We start from the raw sequence: 16873 nt of genomic DNA, 5'->3' as shown, positions 1-16873 counted from the left end.
GGAGTACAATATTAATTAAAATATAGACCGGCCCGGATAAAAGCCCTGCGTTTCCAATTAAACAGCAATTAAAATAACATAATCCGTTAATACCCTGTTCATATTTAGAAAACAATTACTTAACCTCCGCTTAAAGATGGGTTAATATGAGCTTTGGAAATTTGCAAAACCCAAACTCCATGGATAAACGTCCTGTAGACGTAGTGGTTATTTCCGATGTTCACCTGGGAACCTACGGGTGTCATGCCCGGGAACTGGTAGCTTACCTCAAAAGTATTGCTCCTAATATTCTTATCCTTAATGGCGACATCATAGACGGTTGGCAGTTCTCCAAACGGTACTTCCCTTCCACCCATATGGCCGTCATCAAAGAGGTATTAAACCTCATGACCAAGGGTACAAGAGTATTCTATATCACAGGCAATCATGATGAGCTGCTCAGGAAGTATGCAGATTTCCAGCTCAGCAATTTCACCCTTACCGATAAACTGGTATTGGAAATTGATAACAAAATGACCTGGATCTTCCATGGTGATGTATTTGACAACACCTCCAAAGGGGGAGCCAAGATCCTGGCCAAGCTGGGCAGCAACGGGTATGGTATGCTGATCCTCTTTAACCGCTTCGTGAATTTTATCCTGAAATCGCTGGGAAGGGAAAAACTATCCATTTCTAAGAAAGTAATGGCCGAAGTAAATAAAATGGCCAAGATCAACACCTTTGAAATGATAGCAGCCGAGCTGGCCATTGAAAAGAAATATGACTACGTGATCTGTGGCCATATTCACCAGCCTCAGAAACGAGTAGTGGAAAATGAACAGGGAAAAGTAACCTATCTCAATTCAGGCGACTGGGTGGAACACCTCACAGCACTGGAATACAGCCACAATGAGTGGAAGATATTTGAATACAATGAAAAGGACTTTCAGCATATCCCTGCTACAGAAATGAGCAGACAGGTAAATGTAGTTACAGACGAAATCAGCTTTTACATCAACTCACTCGCCATTTAATACGTAAGCACACACATGAAAATACTTTATGCTTTACAGGCTACAGGCAACGGACACATCAGCCGGGCAATGGAATTACTCCCCTGGCTGCAGAAGTTTGGAACCGTAGACCTCTTTCTCAGCGGAGCCAACAGTACCTTACCCCTCGATGCTCCCGTCAAATACCGGAGCAACGGACTTAGCCTCTTCTATACCTGTAAGGGATCCCTCGATTATTGGAAACTTACCCGCAGTATCTCCCCACTCCGGATCATGAAAGAAGCCAGGGACCTGCCCGTTGAGAAATACGATCTCGTGTTGAATGACTTTGAAATTATCACCTCCCTGGCCTGTGCCCGTAAAAAAGTGCCTTCTGTAAACTTTGGTCACCAGGCCAGCTTCCTTTCCGACAAAACCCCAAGACCCGAAAAAACCAACAGGTTTGGCGAATGGATACTGCAGAACTATGCAAGAGCAACACAGTATATAGGGCTTCATTTTGAATCATACGACGATTTCATCTTCTCTCCCGTTATCAAAAAAGAGATCCTGGAATCAGAAGCCAGGAATGATGGTCATATTACTGTATACCTGCCATCCTACTGCGACAATGAATTGATGGCCTTATTGGCCCCTTTTAAAGATCACCGCTTCGAAGTCTTCTCCCGTCAAACCAAAGAGAGAAAGACCATCGGCAATATTACCCTTACACCCGTTAATAAGGATGATTTCAATCGTAGTCTCATCAGTTGCCATGGTATTGTTTGCGGCGCAGGATTTGAAACTCCCGCAGAAGCCTTACACCTGAAGAAAAAGATGATCGCCATACCCATCAAGGGCCAATATGAGCAAATGTGCAATGCCGCCGCCTTGAAAAAGATTGGCGTTAAGACATTAGATAAGCTGGATGATGATTTCACAGATACTTTTAATAACTGGGTAAACGATCCTGTAACTCCCACCATCAGTTACCAGTATTCCACTGAGGCTATTATCAACATCCTGATGTTCCGTTGCTCTGATCTCAAATACAAACTCGACATCCCCTATCCCGAACTGATCTTTAACTAAACGCCCATTCCTTCTATATATAAAAAGTCGTCCCCACAGTATTGTTGGGACGACTTTTCCTTTTTGATCTCATGACACCCGTTTTAATGATGGTACTGAGCGGTCGTTGTATCCCTCTTTTCTGTTGTGTCTTTTTTCTTTTTGTCTTTCTTCTTCTTGGTGGTATCCTGAAAATTACCAGAATAACCTTCTTCAGAGAGTGTTACGGCCCGGTTCTCAGTGCCCAAAGCGCTCATGGTCGTAGTAGCCGTAAAGAGCACGGCCACTGCAATAAGTAATGTTTTCATAGATTGACATTTAGGTAATAAATATTTTAGAACATAAATATCAATGACCGTACCAGATAATTTAGAGGCGCTTATAATTGCGTTTGTACATCATAGATGACACATAGGTCGATGCCGCAAAATGAGGAAAATTTACACCAACTTTTTATACAGCTAAAATGATGCCTATCCAAGGACACTCCGGAACCGTTGGTATAAAACAAAAGAGCCGTCACGATAGAAATCGAACGGCGTCAGTCACATGAGAGAATTCCTCTCACTTATAAAAAGTTGTATTGATCAGATTAGACAGTAAAGGTACGTAGCTGGATGATTATGAAATTCATATATGCCCAACTATTTCATTCTCATGATAAATATGCGAGTTAGCAATATGTATCACCGGCATCATTCAGCCCATGAACGGCTGCTCCGCATGATAATTTCACAATACCACAGACACGCTGGTAAAAGTACGAACACACAGCATTACCACACACTACCCACTTCCCTTGGTCAATTTATAATTAAACACTATTTGACTGCCGCTAACAGTCATCAACAGCTTACAATTCAACTACCCGCTTTTACTATCCGCTACAGGTTATGAAGTTGGCCTCCCACCCGGATCATAAAAAAGCCGTCACGATGGAGATCGCACGGCTGCAGTCACATGAGAAAATTCTACGCTTTAAAAACTGTTTTCTTATATCGATCATTAATGATGGCTGTCTGGCGGGTGCAAGTTAGCCAACTGGTGTTATGCCCGTTTTACTGGAAGTTTACCCTACGGTTAACAATTCTCCTGTATTACCTTTTGTAACCTATAATTAATACCCTCATAAACAACCTATTACAGGCTTAGTAGGCACAATTGATATTTTTTTGTAAATTAGGTATACAAGGGCTTGTCGTGAAAACGAGGGTTATCATATTATGGCTACTCCTGGTTACAACCATTCCACCTGTTCTTTCGCAGACGCAGTACCCTTCCTCCATTATTCAATTCGACTTTTGTGGCGCTCCTGTTCAGTTTGCTTTTGATAAAGCAAAACTGCAGTCTTTTCAGCCCCCTTTGACCGAACCGTCTATTCAGGCATTTTATGCCAGTATAAACAATGATTATTATCGTCCCATCGTCAATGCACTAAAGACGTACAAAGAAAAATACAAACCCGATGATTGGCTGTTTTATCAGCTCATACGCAAAACAGCCCAGTACATAAGTCCCAAAGCCGACGATTACCTGCGGTATACCTTATACAAATGGTTTCTGCTCACCCAAACCGGTTACGATGCCTTCCTGGCCGTGTCGGCCGACCGTGTATTGTTTTATGTACGTAGTGATGAGGACGTTTACAATATTCCTACCCGCATCAACAACGGCAAACAGTATGTGTGCCTGAATTATCACGACTACAAAGACATCAATTTTCTCAAGGAAAAATTCACCGCCATCAACGTTCCCGAAGCAGCAGCAGAAAATAGATTCTCCTATAAGATCCGCCGGTTACCCGAGTTCAGCCCCCTGGATTACGAGGAAAAAGACCTGCATTTTACCTATAATGACAACGATTACCATTTTAAGGTAAAACTGAATCCACAGGTAATCACCCTCTTTACCAATTATCCTACCGTCGATTATGAATCCCAGCTCAATATCCCACTCAGTAAAGAAACCTATCAGTCTCTTATCCCCCTGCTCAGGAAGAATGTGAAACGGATGAGTACCAAAAATGGCGTAGACTACCTCATGCGGTTTACACGGTATGCATTTCTGTTTGAAACAGATTCAAAAAACTTTGGCAGTGAAAAGCGCTTATCACCCGAGCAGACCTTATTTTATGAACAAAGCGATTGTGAAGACAGGGTTGCCTTATTCTTTTACCTCGTAAAGGAAATTTATAACCTGCCCATGATCGTACTGTCTTACCCTAAACACGTAACGATCGCAGTACAATTTGATAAGCCCCGGGGAGAGTCTATCCTTTATAATGGTAACAAATACTCCGTGTGCGAGCCCACACCCCAAAAAGAAGACCTGCCCATTGGCCGGTTATTAGCCAGTCTCCGCAAATCACCTTATGAAGTGGTGTATGAGTATACCCCACTGGCCAACAACGACCAGCTCAAGCCTTAAGTAGCCCACAATAAAGTAAAATGGCCGCTCCCCAAAGGAAACGGCCATTTTATGCCTGCTATATTTATATTCCAGGATTAATTATATCTTGTCCAACCCTTGTGCCAGTTAGCGTATTCACCAGAAGGCGCAATAGCTCCGATGAAATCTACCTTCTTGATGAAAGAACGCGCAGTTAAGATAGGATCATCAAAATAAGTGTTGGAAGCCGAAGGAATAACCAACGGAGAAGTTCCAAAAGGAATGAAATCAGGATTAGCATAATCAAATGGACGTGTGTAACGGATCTCATCCATTGTCATAGAACCTTTATTCTTGGTATTGTTGGTAAACCAGGTGGTTACTGTTGCCTCTGTTGTACCAGCTACAGTATTAGGACCTGATACAAAATTGATAGGTTTGCGGCAGCCTGCGATATACACACCACTCAATTGCAGCGTACCAGCTGTAATATTACCGGAAGTAGCAGTACCATCTTTATCGCTGATCTCGATACCGGAAGGCCAGCCTACAATAGCAGTATTAAAGATAGAGATAGAAGAGTTCCTCCTGATCTGTGCAGCAGAACCCAGGAAGTTGCTATTGCCTACATTGCTCAAAGTAGCCAGCGGACCAAAAGCAGAAACGTTGCTGAATACAGCTTTAGTCTGCGGAGTGGCCGTAGTACCCGTACTGTTGTTATCGCTTTCAAAAGCCTCTGATTTAGAAAGATCCGCAATCAATGAATCACGAATGATCAAACCAAATTGTACACTACCACTGAAACCATTGTCTGTATCGAAATCATCATCCTGTGTTTTGTAAGCAATCAGGTATTTGCAATTTACCGTACCACCAAACCACTCATAAGCGTCATCTTTCGCATAAGTTACCTGCACGTGATCGATCACCGTTTTGCGACCTACAGCAGCCATCGTAAGGCTGTTCACCTCTTTATCAGGCTGAAAAGCGTACCCTGCATATTCAATACGTACATAAGTCAGTACACCTGAGCTGTCATCATCATTAGGAGAGGTGCCACCACCTGCCAGGCCATCGCCGTTGGCATTGTTTACACCACCTTCTACTTCCAAAATACCCTGACCACCGCCTGTACCGGCAAAAGCAGTATTGATACTTGCCTTACCGCAAAGTACGATACCACCCCAATCACCTGAAGCAGGAGAAGGTGAAGAAGATGTAAATACGATCGGAGCATCTACAGTACCATTAGCTACCAGTTTCGAACCACGGGAGATAACCAGTACCGCTACATCCGAACCTGAGTAGGAACCTTTGATCGTTGTACCAGCTTCAATTTTCAGCGTGTGGTCACCTACTATATAAACTTTACCCTTTAATATATATGTTTTATCCTTGGTCAAAGTCATATCCTTATCAATACGGCCTTCGAGGGTGACTGTTTCCCCGTTTCCACCGCCCGTACCCCCTCCGTCTCCATCACCATCCATTTCTATCTTACGGCAGCTTAAAGCAAGGAGCACCGTAATAGCGGAGAGAAATAAAATGTTCTTTTTCATGATCTAGTATTTGTATTTTATAAAGTTTTATAAGGAATAATTAAATGTAGCATTGATGTTTGTACCAAATTTGCGCGTAAAGCGGTAAGGATCCGTACTCTTCTGATAGCTGTCTTTGCCATTCGCATTCTGGTAGAAGTATTGCGTACGGTTCAGGATATCTGATATATTTAAGCGGATCTCACCTTTTGTCTTCAGGATCTTCTTGGCAATTTGGAAATCCAGTACCGGCCTGGGCGCTTCATAAATATCTGGAGAACCGGCACCGGCGCTGATATCACCTACCAGGTAAATACGCTCCCCGATCTGGTTAAACAGTACTGTAGCATTCAGACCTTGTTTGGGCAGGTCATACATCAAACCCAGGTTGATCAGGTAAGGCGATTGTCCCTGCATCGGCCTGTCGATCTTAATATTCTGTGCATCAGATTTTACCTTACTGGATATATAAGCAGCATTACCCTGGAAAGTAAAATTCTTCAGTGCAGGCACAAAATCAAGCTTCTTACGGATCTCTACTTCTACACCATAAGAGGTAGCCTGATCCGGGTTCTGGTAGTTGAACGTGCTGGCGCCACCACTACCTTCACTGTAGATCTGCTCAATGGGCTTATCAAAATATTTGTAGAACACACCTAATGTAAACACCTCGCCACCTTTGGGATATAACTCATAACGCAGGTCTACGTTCGTTGCTTTGGTCCTTTTCAGATTAGGATTACCCTGCACAGAAGCATTCAGTTCAAAATCATACAGGTTCAGGAAAGAAAGCTCACGAAGCTCAGGCCTGATCACTGTCTGAGAACCCGACAAGCGGATATTCGTTTTTGGGGTCAGCTTATAAGTAGCGTTAAAACCAGGCAGGAAGTCCCTTACTTCAGTATGTGTATGACGGGGGTCAGATGCTTTAACACTACCCACCAACTGATCATAATTCTCTACCCGCACACCCCATACAAAACGGAATGCATCAGAGAACTGGTTGTCAAATTGAATGAAACCCGCATTCAGGATCGTATTGGCCAGGTAACGGAAAGAGTTTCCTTTGATCGCATCAAAAGCGATCTTGTTGCTGGTAGGAGAACCATCACCAAAGTTGCCTGGTGCAAAAACCTGATCGGCAGGTAACTGACGCAGCGCATCATTATCAACCGGAAGATAATTAGCAAACAATTTGGCATCATACAGGCGGTCTTTCACCTGGAACATATAACCACCTTTTACTGTTTGCTTTTGGCCAAACAGGTTGAAGTTATAAGAAAGGTCGCCACCTGCTGTATAGATATAGTCACTTAAGTTTTGGAAAATGCGGCTGCCGCTTTCCTGTGAAAGACTATTAGCCAATTGTAAGCGGTATACATCCTGAGAACCCTGGTTACGCGCATAAGAGATACGACGTTGATCCGGGCTATAGCCATCGAGGATATTGAATGATCCATACCATTTCAATTTCAAAGCAGGCAGGATACCATGCTCACCCGTGATCTGTGTAGTAACGAAAGTATTTTGCTTGAAAGTCAATTCAGAAGATTTTACTTCATTCTTCCGGTCCAGGTCAACCCCGCCCCTGTCAGTAAAGTAATTGGCCGTATTAACATTCGCGATAGCCTTTACAGATATCTTATTCAAAGGATTGATCACCATGCTCAAACTTCCCAATGCCCCCAGCGTTACATCCTGTGCATAACGATCATCTTCATAATCATAGTTATAACTGATAATATTACCACTAAAGCTGTTGCGGCGGTTCATCATTTTAATAAGGCGGTTGCTCTTATTATAGATCACGCCAAATGTTCCACCAACTGTCTTATTGAAAAGTTTGGTATTGAAACCACCATTTGCCTGGAAAGAAACATTGAGTGGCGCTGAAGCCTTCTCTGCCGTCCAGATATTCGGCATAGACTTTCCTAATTCCGTTTTTTCAGAACGGCTCATGTTATCAAAGTCTGTCTTGGTTTTATAACCGGTAGGCAGTCCTCTGAAACCATTGTCAATACCCAGCCAATCTGTTCCACTTCCCTTCACTTTGTAAAAATCCTTACCAATAGTTTGCGTATTAAACCCTGTACCGATCTGTACATTGAAGAAGTTTTGCGAAGGAATGTCTTTTGTATTTACCTGGATCAAACCACCCGCCCATTCTCCCGGATATTCAGGCAGGAAAGCTTTATTGATAATAATATTATCAATCATGGGAGCAGGTATCAGGTCGAAGGAGAAAGTTTTACGGTCAGGCTCTGTACTCGTGAGCAGGATACCATTCAGCATAGCCTGGTTATACCTGTCGGCCAGTCCCCTGATCACCAGGAATTTTCCATCCTGTAAGCTGGCGCCTGGCGTTCTTTTCAATACATCACCCGTATTTCTGTCCGGAGAACGTTTGATCGTTTCCGCCGACACTACAGAGGCAACCGTACCTGTATTTTTCTGAAAAGCAATAACAGAGTTAACAGTCTCAAGACGTGCAGGTGTACGGCGGCTGGTAACAGTTACAGAACTCAGTTCAGTACCACCTTTTTCCAATACGATAGACACCTCATTTACCTGTCCGGCTGTTGCCTCTACCTCACTTAACACTTTGGCGGCATAACCTACCGCAGTAAATGTTAACTCATATTTTTGGCCAGTAGGAAGTGAAAGGGTGAATCGACCTTCAACGTCGGAAGTAGTGCCCCCGGGTGCGCCGGTGATCTTAATAGATACACCTTGCAGGGGTTCATTTTTACTGTTCAGGACTTTACCGGTTATTTTTCCGGTTTGGGCAAAAGAAACAAAAGCTAGAAAAATAAATGCCACTAACAAGAAGTACTTTTTGCTCACAACAGTCTATTTAATGTGCGGGCAAAAGTATCAGCGGCATATTACCGCCATATTACTGTAATGTTAAGGAATTATTAACTGCGGCTTTTTGCGGCATCAATGTTACGCCAGCATTACGTAAATGTTACCTTAATGTTTTGTAATTGTTACCAATAAGTCGAAAAAGCCGTTAAATCCCTTAAATCAGGTAACATTACCACTATGTCCCGGTCATTACCCGTTAAAACCTGAATTGTAACCGGCAGGTAAAAACATTCGTGCTTTTGTTGGATAAATAGGCAGGCAAGGAAGTAGATTCATTCTTTACAATATCATACCACAACATCAGTTTAAGGTGCTCATCTATATAATAGTTGTAGCCAAAGCTCCAGGTATCATACCGTATATTGGCAGCGGTAATATTATTACCTGCCGCTCCGATTTCCTTTCCTTTTACTTCCGTATTCGGATCATACCAATCATACTTAACACCTAGCTGGTGTTTCTTATTCACAATGTTCTGCAAGAAATAAAAGAAGGCTCCGTTAAACTTCCTTATATAATAAGGTGTAGTAAGGAGCAAGCCAGGCGTTTCTGTATCATTGGCCGTGGCTGTTTGCGTGCCCCACCAATATTCACCACGCAGCTCAGTAGCCCCCCAGGCATGTTTAAGTTTCCACTGCATATCTACGCCCCGGTATTCCCGCGGTGCTTCACTGTACAGGTTGTCTTCTGAAGAATCTACCACAAACTCCTTCTTCCCATTGTTATTACTGGTCGTATATACATATTTGGTGTTCTGGATAAACCCGCCTTGCAGCAACGACACACCCGCAGATACCGATAATCTTTCCGTTACAGGATACGGCTTCAGCGAAAGCCGGCCAATGATGTCCTTATAACTGTCGTATTCACCAGGTCCCGATAATCCCTGACCATTGAAGGCGCCGATATCCAATTTAAAATAGCGCAATGGGTGATTTTTCCGCCTGGGTTCAAAACTCGCCATAACTCCCAGGTCACGTTCCGTTCTCATCAACAGCTGCGACATACGCCCGCGTTCCGGAGATTCGCGATCCGGAGAGCCCAGGTTCACCTCATAACCAAAGGGCCTGGCAAACAAACCAGCAGTGAAAGAAAACAACTGCCATTTATTTTCAAAATAACGGCCCCAGAAATCACGCACAAAAAGCCCCCGCTCCGTACCATCCACCTGGAACACCAGGTGAACCGATGGCTGATCATGATCGTTCAGCCGCACATAGTCAAACCGCAACCGCCCCCGGCGCAAACTAAAACGGTTATTCGATTGCGGAGCAAAATTGCCTCCATTAAAACTTTCCGCCCCCTTTTTGCTGGCCACCTGGAACTGCGGTTGTAAATACCCGCTTATCTGGATCCGGTCAAACTTTTTATAGATGGACAGCAGCCCCCTCCCAACATCCGTTGTAGTGTCCATCATATCCGTTAAAAATTGTGCTTCAACTACTTGTGCTGCAAACAATAGTGATATAAAAACCCCAATCCGGCAAGTACTTAACAATAAGTTCATATATTCATAACATTGAAGCAAAGATAATTTGGTTCAAAAAAGCTATTGTTAAGAAATTATTACCAATTTACCTCCACTTTAACAGTAGGGTATTAGTTCTATTTTTGCCACCAAATAATAATGGGATATGGGTTTAAACTCGATAATGAAGATTTTCATGCCAAAGGACAAGATCTTCTATACACTGTTCGAACAGGTTGCTGTAACAGTGGCACAGATGGGCAGTTTAATGAAAGACGTAGTAACAGAACCGGATTATGATAAAAGGGCGGCCATCATTGCCCAGATCGAGGACATGGAGCACGTGAACGATGATTACACCCACAAGATATTTACTGAGTTGGGCCGTAACTTCATCACCCCCTTCGACCGGGAAGACATTCATTACCTGGCCACCGCTCTCGATGATATTTGCGATTATATCTTCGCTTCTGCCAAAAAGATCAACTTTTATAAGGTAAATCCCAATGATCAGGGCATCCAGAAAATGGCCGACCTGATCGAACAAGCCTCAGAACAGATCAAAAATGCTGTATTTGAGCTGCGCAACATGCGCAACATGCGGGCCATTACAGATGCCCTGGTGAAGGTAAACAGTATTGAAAATCAAGCAGATGACATCTTCGACATGAGCATTGACCGCCTGTTTGAAACCGAGCCCGATGCCAAAGAAGTGATCAAGAAACGGGAAATTTACCAGGTAATGGAGATCGTGACCGACAAATGTGAAGATGCAGGCAATGTGATCGAGTCCATTATTATCAAATACGCCTAACTAATTTGAAAACACCGGCTTTGCATAAAGGCCATTTTCAAACCAGCACCTAATTCAGGTTTTCAAATTAATTCAATATGACTTTCCTGGTTGTTATCATCATACTGGCCCTGGTATTTGATTATATCAATGGATTTCATGATGCCGCCAATTCCATTGCCACTATTGTTTCTACCAAAGTACTTACCCCCTTCCAGGCCGTAATTTGGGCAGCCGTATTCAACTTTGCAGCTTTCTTCATCGCCAAATACTGGATCGGAGAGTTTAAGATAGGCATGTCCTTTGCCAAATCCATTAACGAACACTTCATCACCCTGCCCGTGATCTTTTCGGCCCTGGTTGCCGCCATTGCCTGGAACCTGCTCACCTGGTGGTTTGGTATACCTTCTTCTTCCTCCCATACCCTGCTGGGTGGCTTTATGGGAGCGGCATTGGCCCACGTGGGTGCACTTTCTCAGGATGGTTTTACCGTAATTAATTATAAAGTGGTGTTGCCCATCTTCCTGTTCATATTTGGCGCCCCCCTTATCGGTATGATCGTTGCCCTTATCATCACCCTTATTATTGTCAATCTCTGCCGCAGGGCCAATCCATATAAGGCCGAGAGCTGGTTCCGCCGCCTGCAGCTTGTATCTTCTGCTCTGTTCAGCTTAGGGCATGGTAGCAATGACGCCCAAAAAGTATTGGGCCTGATTGCTGCTGCCATGGTGGCCAACGGCAGCCTCGACAGCGTAAAAAATGTACCCGATTGGGTGCCACTGGCCTGTTTTACCGCCATTGGCCTGGGTACCATGAGCGGTGGCTGGAAGATCGTAAAGACCATGGGCTCCCGCATCACTAAGGTAACCCCCCTGGAAGGCGTGGCTGCTGAAACCGCCGGTGCTGCTACCCTCTTCTTAACAGAACACCTCGGTATACCAGTAAGTACCACCCACACCATTGCCGGCGCCATTATGGGTGTAGGCGCTACCAAACGTTTATCAGCCGTTCGCTGGGGTGTTACCATCAACCTCCTGTGGGCCTGGATACTCACCATTCCCGTGAGCGCCCTCCTGGCAGCCATCGTGTACTACATCGTAAAATTATTTGTGTAGGCTTTTCTGCATGCCTTCGTACCAAACCCCTCATCGGGTCGTTTAAGTGCAGTACCATTGAATTTTTTTGCTATTTTGGCAAAGAATCAATGACTTTTGCGCATTAATAAACACGTCTAATGAAAGGAATTATATTGGCAGGAGGCTCCGGAACGCGTTTGCACCCCATCACCTACGCCATCAGCAAGCAGATCATGCCTATCTACGATAAGCCCATGATCTATTATCCCCTATCTACCCTCATGCTGGCGGGTATCCGGGAAATCCTCATTATTTCCACCCCCTACGATCTGCCACAGTTCAGCAGGTTGCTCGGCGATGGTTCCAAACTCGGCTTAAAATTCTCCTATGCCGAACAGGCAGTACCCAATGGACTGGCCCAGGCCTTTGTCATTGGAGCCGATTTCATCGGACAAGACGATGTGGCCCTCGTTCTGGGTGATAATATATTCTACGGCGCCGGCCTTGGCGAACAACTCGAAAAAAATACCACCCCCAATGGAGGTATAGTCTACGCTTATCATGTAAGCGACCCGGAACGCTATGGTGTGGTAGAATTTGATAAGACAAAGCAGGTGATCTCTATCGAAGAGAAACCCCTTACTCCCAAAAGCAACTATGCCGTACCCGGTTTATACTTCTACGACAATGAGGTAGTGAAGATTGCCCGGGAGCTCCAGCCAAGTCCCAGGGGCGAATACGAGATCACCGATGTCAACAAAGAATACCTGCGCAGAAAAAAATTGAAAGTATCCATCCTCGACCGCGGCACTGCCTGGCTCGATACAGGAACTTTTGATTCCCTCATGCAGGCATCTCAATTTGTACAGGTCATAGAACAACGGCAGGGCATTAAAATAGCCTGCATCGAAGAAATAGCTTTCCGGAAAGGATTTATCTCCCGGGAACAACTCGAAGCAATGGCACAACCCTTGCTCAAAAGCGGCTACGGTCAATACCTGATGAATATATTGAAAGAGAAAAGTGAATAAGGGTATCAGTCAAAGCCTGTCGAAGACATCTGGGAACCTGTCGAAGCAAACGATTGCCGATTCTCGACTGCCGATTCTCGATTGCCGATTGCCGGCTGCTGCTATTTGCCGTATTGCATGATATGTCCTAATTTGCGTTCGAGATTCACTTCCTGAACAATACCGTACCCCTTACAGGAGTTTATTGTAACTATTTTAGAAAAACAATTTTCAACCCTGGTCTTTGATATTTCAAGGCTCTGTCAGATGACGCGGTTCCTGCTTACTGCGGCAGCATTGAACATTGACCACTCACCATTCACCATAAGATGAGCAAAATTCTTGTTACAGGCGGATGTGGCTATATCGGTTCGCATACCATTGTAGACCTGGTAGAAAACGGCTATGAGGTTATTTCAGTAGATAACAACTCCCGTTCCACCTCCCGTATTTTTGAAGGCATTGAAAAGATTACCGGCAAAAAGATCAAAAACTATAAAGTAGACCTTTGTAATTTTGATGACACCTTTGCCATTTTCCAGGAAAACGAAGACATTACCGGCATCATCCATTTTGCCGCCTTCAAAGCCGTAGGCGAATCCGTGGAGCAGCCCCTCATGTACTTTGAGAACAACCTGGTATCACTGATCAACCTGCTCAAATGCGTGCAGGAATTCAATATACCCCATTTTGTATTCTCTTCTTCCTGTACCGTATACGGCAATCCCGATAAGATCCCCGTTACCGAAACTACCCCACCCAAACCAGCTGAATCGCCCTACGGCTATACCAAGCAAATGGGTGAGCAGATCATCAATGAGTTTTCCAAAGCCAATGCCGCCCAGTGCGTGTTGTTGCGCTATTTTAACCCCGTAGGCGCTCACCCCTCTATCATGATCGGTGAACTGCCCATCGGCAAACCCGCCAACCTGGTACCAGCCATTACCCAAACAGCCATCGGCAAATTGCCCCTGATGCAGGTATATGGCGATGATTACGATACCCGCGATGGCTCCTGCGTACGCGACTTCATCCATGTAAGCGATATTGCACATGCCCACACCCTGGCCATACAATTCCTGGAACAGGGCAAAAGCACCAAGCGCTGTGAAGTATTCAACCTCGGTAGTGGCAATGGCTTCACCGTACTCGAAGCCATCAAGACCTTCGAAAAAGTAAGCGGGGTACACCTCAACTATGTGATCGGCCCCCGCCGTCCCGGTGATGTGATCGCCATTTATGCCAATAATGACTTTGCTGTAAAAACCCTGGGCTGGAAGCTAAAATATTCCCTGGAAGATATGTTGCTCACCGCCTGGAAATGGGAGCAGCGTCTCAAAACAGACGAAAAATTCTACCAGAGCAAACCTGCCGACCTGAATTAGACCGAAAGACCGCAAGTCAGTAAGTCCGAAAGTATGAGACACTTTGCACAATAATGTATTTACCGACTTCCGGACTTTCCGACTTTTCGGACTTATATTTGCACCACCAAATTTTGACCATGCTGAAAGAGATACAGCCCACCGGGCAAAAAGATACCAGAAGTGGATTTGGCGATGGCATCGCAGAAGCGGCCCGCAAAAATTCAAATATCGTAGCATTAACAGCCGATCTCGCAGGTTCTTTAAAACTGAACCAGTTTATTAAAGAATTCCCCGAGCGCTTCATCCAGTGCGGCATTGCCGAAGCCAATATGATCGGTATCGCAGCCGGCTTGACTATTGGCGGCAAAATTCCTTTCACCACTACTTTTGCCAACTTCTCTACCGGCCGTGTGTACGACCAGATCCGTCAGTCTGTAGCCTACTCCGGTAAAAATGTAAAAATATGCGCCTCCCATGCCGGTCTTACCCTCGGTGAAGATGGCGCTACTCACCAGATATTGGAAGATATCGGTATGATGAAAATGTTGCCCGGCATGACTGTGATCGTGCCTTGCGACTACAACCAAACCAAAGCAGCCACACTGGCTATTGCTGATTACCAGGGCCCTGTTTACCTCCGTTTTGGTCGCCCCGTATGGCCCATCTTTACCAAAGTAGAAGACTTTGTGATCGGTAAGGCACAGGTATTCTCCGAAGGTACCGATGTGTCTATCTTCGCCTGCGGCCACATGGTATGGAAAGCCATCGAAGCCGGCGTCATCCTCCAGGAAAAAGGCATCAGCGTGGAAGTCATCAACATCCACACCATTAAGCCCCTCGATACCGAAGCCATCATCAAGTCCATCAGCAAAACCAAATGTGCCGTTACCGTAGAGGAGCACAACATCCTGGGTGGCCTGGGCGATTCTGTGGCACAGGTAGCTGCCCGCAACCTGCCCATCCCTATTGAGTATGTAGGAACCAATGATACCTTTGGCGAAAGTGGTACACCCACCCAATTGCTGGAGAAATATGGCTTGTCTACCCCACATATCGTGGAAGCAGCCGAAAAAGTAATGAAGCGTAAATAACCCCTCTGGGTTTAAATGATACAGCGGGTTCCGGCTAAAACCGGGACCCGTTTTTTTGTGCCCCCTGCCACCCCTTTAATAGCCATTTCCACCCAGCAATACATTACGAATTACCTGAATATGGGAATAGCTACAGAGAACATACAGAGAGGATCAGCCGTGTATTACCCATAGATTACCAATTGGTTACCCGCCCCGGAGCTGGCATACAGGTATAAGATCCAGGTAGCTACCCGTGCACAAAGCCCAGCTTTCCTTCCAACTCCGCGTTCAGCGCAGGCAGCTTTCTACGCTCTACAAGGAAGCTGGTAAGACGGGCTATTTCCGCGAAGATGTAGTGTTTATCCAAGGCCCCTTTGAGGTAATCACGGCCCGTGCTGCCCCCCGTACCAATACGGGTGCCGATGATACGGTGTACCATATTCATGTGGCGATAGCGCCAGGTACTCAGCTGTTCATCGATCTCGAGCAGATTATTCAATAATTGAAAGGGAAGTTGCAAAATGGGATAGCCACGGTACAGCATAATGAACAAAGCCGACCGGCATGCTTTGGGGCTCAACCTTCTTTCTTCATTGGCAGAAGCATCATCAAATACCCCATCAAAAAAAGCCTGGTTTTCCTGCTCGGCAGAGGCCAGACTCGTTACATATGTATGGCGATAGTTTTGCCAGAAATCTTTCACTTCATCTACAAAGGGCATCCTTTCCAGCCAATCGTTCAACAATTCTATTAAAGACCTTTCCGACTCAACCTGTTTAATAAGGTCTACCTGCTCCTGCCGCAACTGCGAAACATAATATTGCTGTCCAAAGCGATGCTGGTATTTCAACCCCAGCTTAGCTTCCAGGATCTTGAACTGCCAGCTTTGAAAACCCGAGGCAGGCCGCAGCATATCACGGAAGTCGAGGAAGTCCATGGGTGTCATCGTTTCCATAATATCGATCTGGCTTACCAGTACTTTGAGGATCGATACCATGCGCGATAAGCGATGTACCACCGTTTGCAGCTCCGGTGAGTTATCATTCACCGAAGGTTTCTTCATGATACCACTCACCGAATCCACTTCATACAACAGTTGTTTGAACCAAAGCTCATAGGCCTGGTGAATAATGATGAACAACATTTCATCATGCGCCGGTTGCTGTAGTTTATCACTTTCCGGCAACTGCGCATTAAGTATTTTATCCAACTGCAGGTAATCGCTATAATGCACATCCTGTTGACCCATG

Annotated in this window: 13 protein-coding genes; 8 read left to right on the top strand and 5 right to left on the bottom strand. The window is 45.0% G+C overall.

Annotated features, from left to right (window positions below):
- Window positions 1-179 precede the first annotated feature (179 nt).
- Both D3H65_RS26315 and D3H65_RS26310 read left to right on the top strand, forming a co-directional pair.
- Window positions 180-1013: a UDP-2,3-diacylglucosamine diphosphatase gene (locus D3H65_RS26315; RefSeq protein WP_119053156.1), complete on the top strand. Its 834-nt coding sequence runs from the start codon at window positions 180-182 to the stop codon at window positions 1011-1013.
- 15 nt (window positions 1014-1028) lie between these two features.
- Entirely contained in the window at window positions 1029-2063 is a 1035-nt protein-coding gene (locus tag D3H65_RS26310) for a glycosyltransferase family protein (protein ID WP_119053155.1), read from the top strand.
- A gap of 83 nt (window positions 2064-2146) precedes the next feature.
- Here the strand turns inward: D3H65_RS26310 and D3H65_RS26305 are convergent, their stop codons facing one another.
- The gene (locus D3H65_RS26305) at window positions 2147-2350 is read right to left on the bottom strand and encodes a hypothetical protein (RefSeq protein WP_119053154.1); all 204 of its coding nucleotides are present in this window, start codon (window positions 2348-2350) and stop codon (window positions 2147-2149) included.
- A gap of 892 nt (window positions 2351-3242) precedes the next feature.
- On the opposite strand from D3H65_RS26305, the gene D3H65_RS26300 reads away from it, so the two are divergent.
- Window positions 3243-4469: a hypothetical protein gene (locus D3H65_RS26300; protein ID WP_211345556.1), complete on the top strand. Its 1227-nt coding sequence runs from the start codon at window positions 3243-3245 to the stop codon at window positions 4467-4469.
- A 77-nt stretch (window positions 4470-4546) separates the two neighbouring features.
- On the opposite strand, the gene D3H65_RS26295 is transcribed toward D3H65_RS26300, so the two are convergent.
- The 3 genes from D3H65_RS26295 to D3H65_RS26285 all read right to left on the bottom strand — a co-directional run bounded on the left by D3H65_RS26295 (window position 4547) and on the right by D3H65_RS26285 (window position 10253).
- Window positions 4547-5989 (bottom strand): hypothetical protein, encoded by a 1443-nt coding sequence (locus D3H65_RS26295; RefSeq protein ID WP_119053153.1) that lies wholly within the window; start codon window positions 5987-5989, stop codon window positions 4547-4549.
- A 27-nt stretch (window positions 5990-6016) separates the two neighbouring features.
- Window positions 6017-8812, bottom strand: coding sequence for a TonB-dependent receptor (locus D3H65_RS26290; protein WP_119053152.1), 2796 nt, complete (start codon window positions 8810-8812; stop codon window positions 6017-6019).
- Window positions 8813-9032: 220 nt separating this feature from the next.
- On the bottom strand, window positions 9033-10253 hold the full coding sequence (locus D3H65_RS26285; protein WP_245999594.1) for a porin: 1221 nt from the start codon (window positions 10251-10253) through the stop codon (window positions 9033-9035).
- Between the two features lie 235 nt (window positions 10254-10488).
- Between D3H65_RS26285 and D3H65_RS26280 the strand changes: the two genes are divergently transcribed.
- The 5 genes from D3H65_RS26280 to D3H65_RS26260 all read left to right on the top strand — a co-directional run bounded on the left by D3H65_RS26280 (window position 10489) and on the right by D3H65_RS26260 (window position 15641).
- Window positions 10489-11118 (top strand): DUF47 domain-containing protein, encoded by a 630-nt coding sequence (locus D3H65_RS26280; protein ID WP_119053150.1) that lies wholly within the window; start codon window positions 10489-10491, stop codon window positions 11116-11118.
- A gap of 77 nt (window positions 11119-11195) precedes the next feature.
- Window positions 11196-12212, top strand: coding sequence for an inorganic phosphate transporter (locus D3H65_RS26275; RefSeq protein ID WP_119053149.1), 1017 nt, complete (start codon window positions 11196-11198; stop codon window positions 12210-12212).
- 119 nt (window positions 12213-12331) lie between these two features.
- Window positions 12332-13204 carry a glucose-1-phosphate thymidylyltransferase RfbA gene (rfbA, locus tag D3H65_RS26270; protein ID WP_119053148.1) on the top strand — a complete coding sequence of 291 codons (873 nt, stop codon included), beginning with the start codon at window positions 12332-12334 and terminating at the stop codon, window positions 13202-13204.
- Between the two features lie 308 nt (window positions 13205-13512).
- Entirely contained in the window at window positions 13513-14568 is a 1056-nt protein-coding gene (gene galE, locus D3H65_RS26265) for a UDP-glucose 4-epimerase GalE (RefSeq protein ID WP_119053147.1), read from the top strand.
- A 119-nt stretch (window positions 14569-14687) separates the two neighbouring features.
- The gene (locus tag D3H65_RS26260) at window positions 14688-15641 is read left to right on the top strand and encodes a transketolase family protein (protein WP_211345555.1); all 954 of its coding nucleotides are present in this window, start codon (window positions 14688-14690) and stop codon (window positions 15639-15641) included.
- A gap of 229 nt (window positions 15642-15870) precedes the next feature.
- Here D3H65_RS26260 and D3H65_RS26255 read toward each other — a convergent pair whose 3' ends face one another.
- A complete protein-coding gene (locus tag D3H65_RS26255) occupies window positions 15871-16872 on the bottom strand; it encodes a tryptophan 2,3-dioxygenase (RefSeq protein ID WP_119053146.1) in 1002 nt (333 codons plus the stop codon).
- Between the last annotated feature and the right edge of the window lies 1 nt (window position 16873).

The organism is Paraflavitalea soli, assembly GCF_003555545.1.
GTDB lineage: Bacteria > Bacteroidota > Bacteroidia > Chitinophagales > Chitinophagaceae > Paraflavitalea > Paraflavitalea soli.
This window is presented reverse-complemented; position numbering and strand designations above follow the sequence as displayed.

What these genes read in the sequence shown, in the direction of transcription:
- D3H65_RS26275 (WP_119053149.1), top strand. Translation starts at nt 11,196, where the DNA reads ATGACTTTCCTGGTTGTTATCATCATACTGGCCCTGGTATTTGATTAT.
- D3H65_RS26260 (WP_211345555.1), top strand. Translation starts at nt 14,688, where the DNA reads ATGCTGAAAGAGATACAGCCCACCGGGCAAAAAGATACCAGAAGTGGA.
- D3H65_RS26285 (WP_245999594.1), bottom strand. Translation starts at nt 10,253, where the DNA reads ATGATGGACACTACAACGGATGTTGGGAGGGGGCTGCTGTCCATCTAT.
- D3H65_RS26295 (WP_119053153.1), bottom strand. Translation starts at nt 5,989, where the DNA reads ATGAAAAAGAACATTTTATTTCTCTCCGCTATTACGGTGCTCCTTGCT.
- rfbA (WP_119053148.1), top strand. Translation starts at nt 12,332, where the DNA reads ATGAAAGGAATTATATTGGCAGGAGGCTCCGGAACGCGTTTGCACCCC.
- D3H65_RS26310 (WP_119053155.1), top strand. Translation starts at nt 1,029, where the DNA reads ATGAAAATACTTTATGCTTTACAGGCTACAGGCAACGGACACATCAGC.
- D3H65_RS26280 (WP_119053150.1), top strand. Translation starts at nt 10,489, where the DNA reads ATGAAGATTTTCATGCCAAAGGACAAGATCTTCTATACACTGTTCGAA.
- D3H65_RS26315 (WP_119053156.1), top strand. Translation starts at nt 180, where the DNA reads ATGGATAAACGTCCTGTAGACGTAGTGGTTATTTCCGATGTTCACCTG.
- D3H65_RS26305 (WP_119053154.1), bottom strand. Translation starts at nt 2,350, where the DNA reads ATGAAAACATTACTTATTGCAGTGGCCGTGCTCTTTACGGCTACTACG.
- D3H65_RS26255 (WP_119053146.1), bottom strand. Translation starts at nt 16,872, where the DNA reads ATGGGTCAACAGGATGTGCATTATAGCGATTACCTGCAGTTGGATAAA.
- galE (WP_119053147.1), top strand. Translation starts at nt 13,513, where the DNA reads ATGAGCAAAATTCTTGTTACAGGCGGATGTGGCTATATCGGTTCGCAT.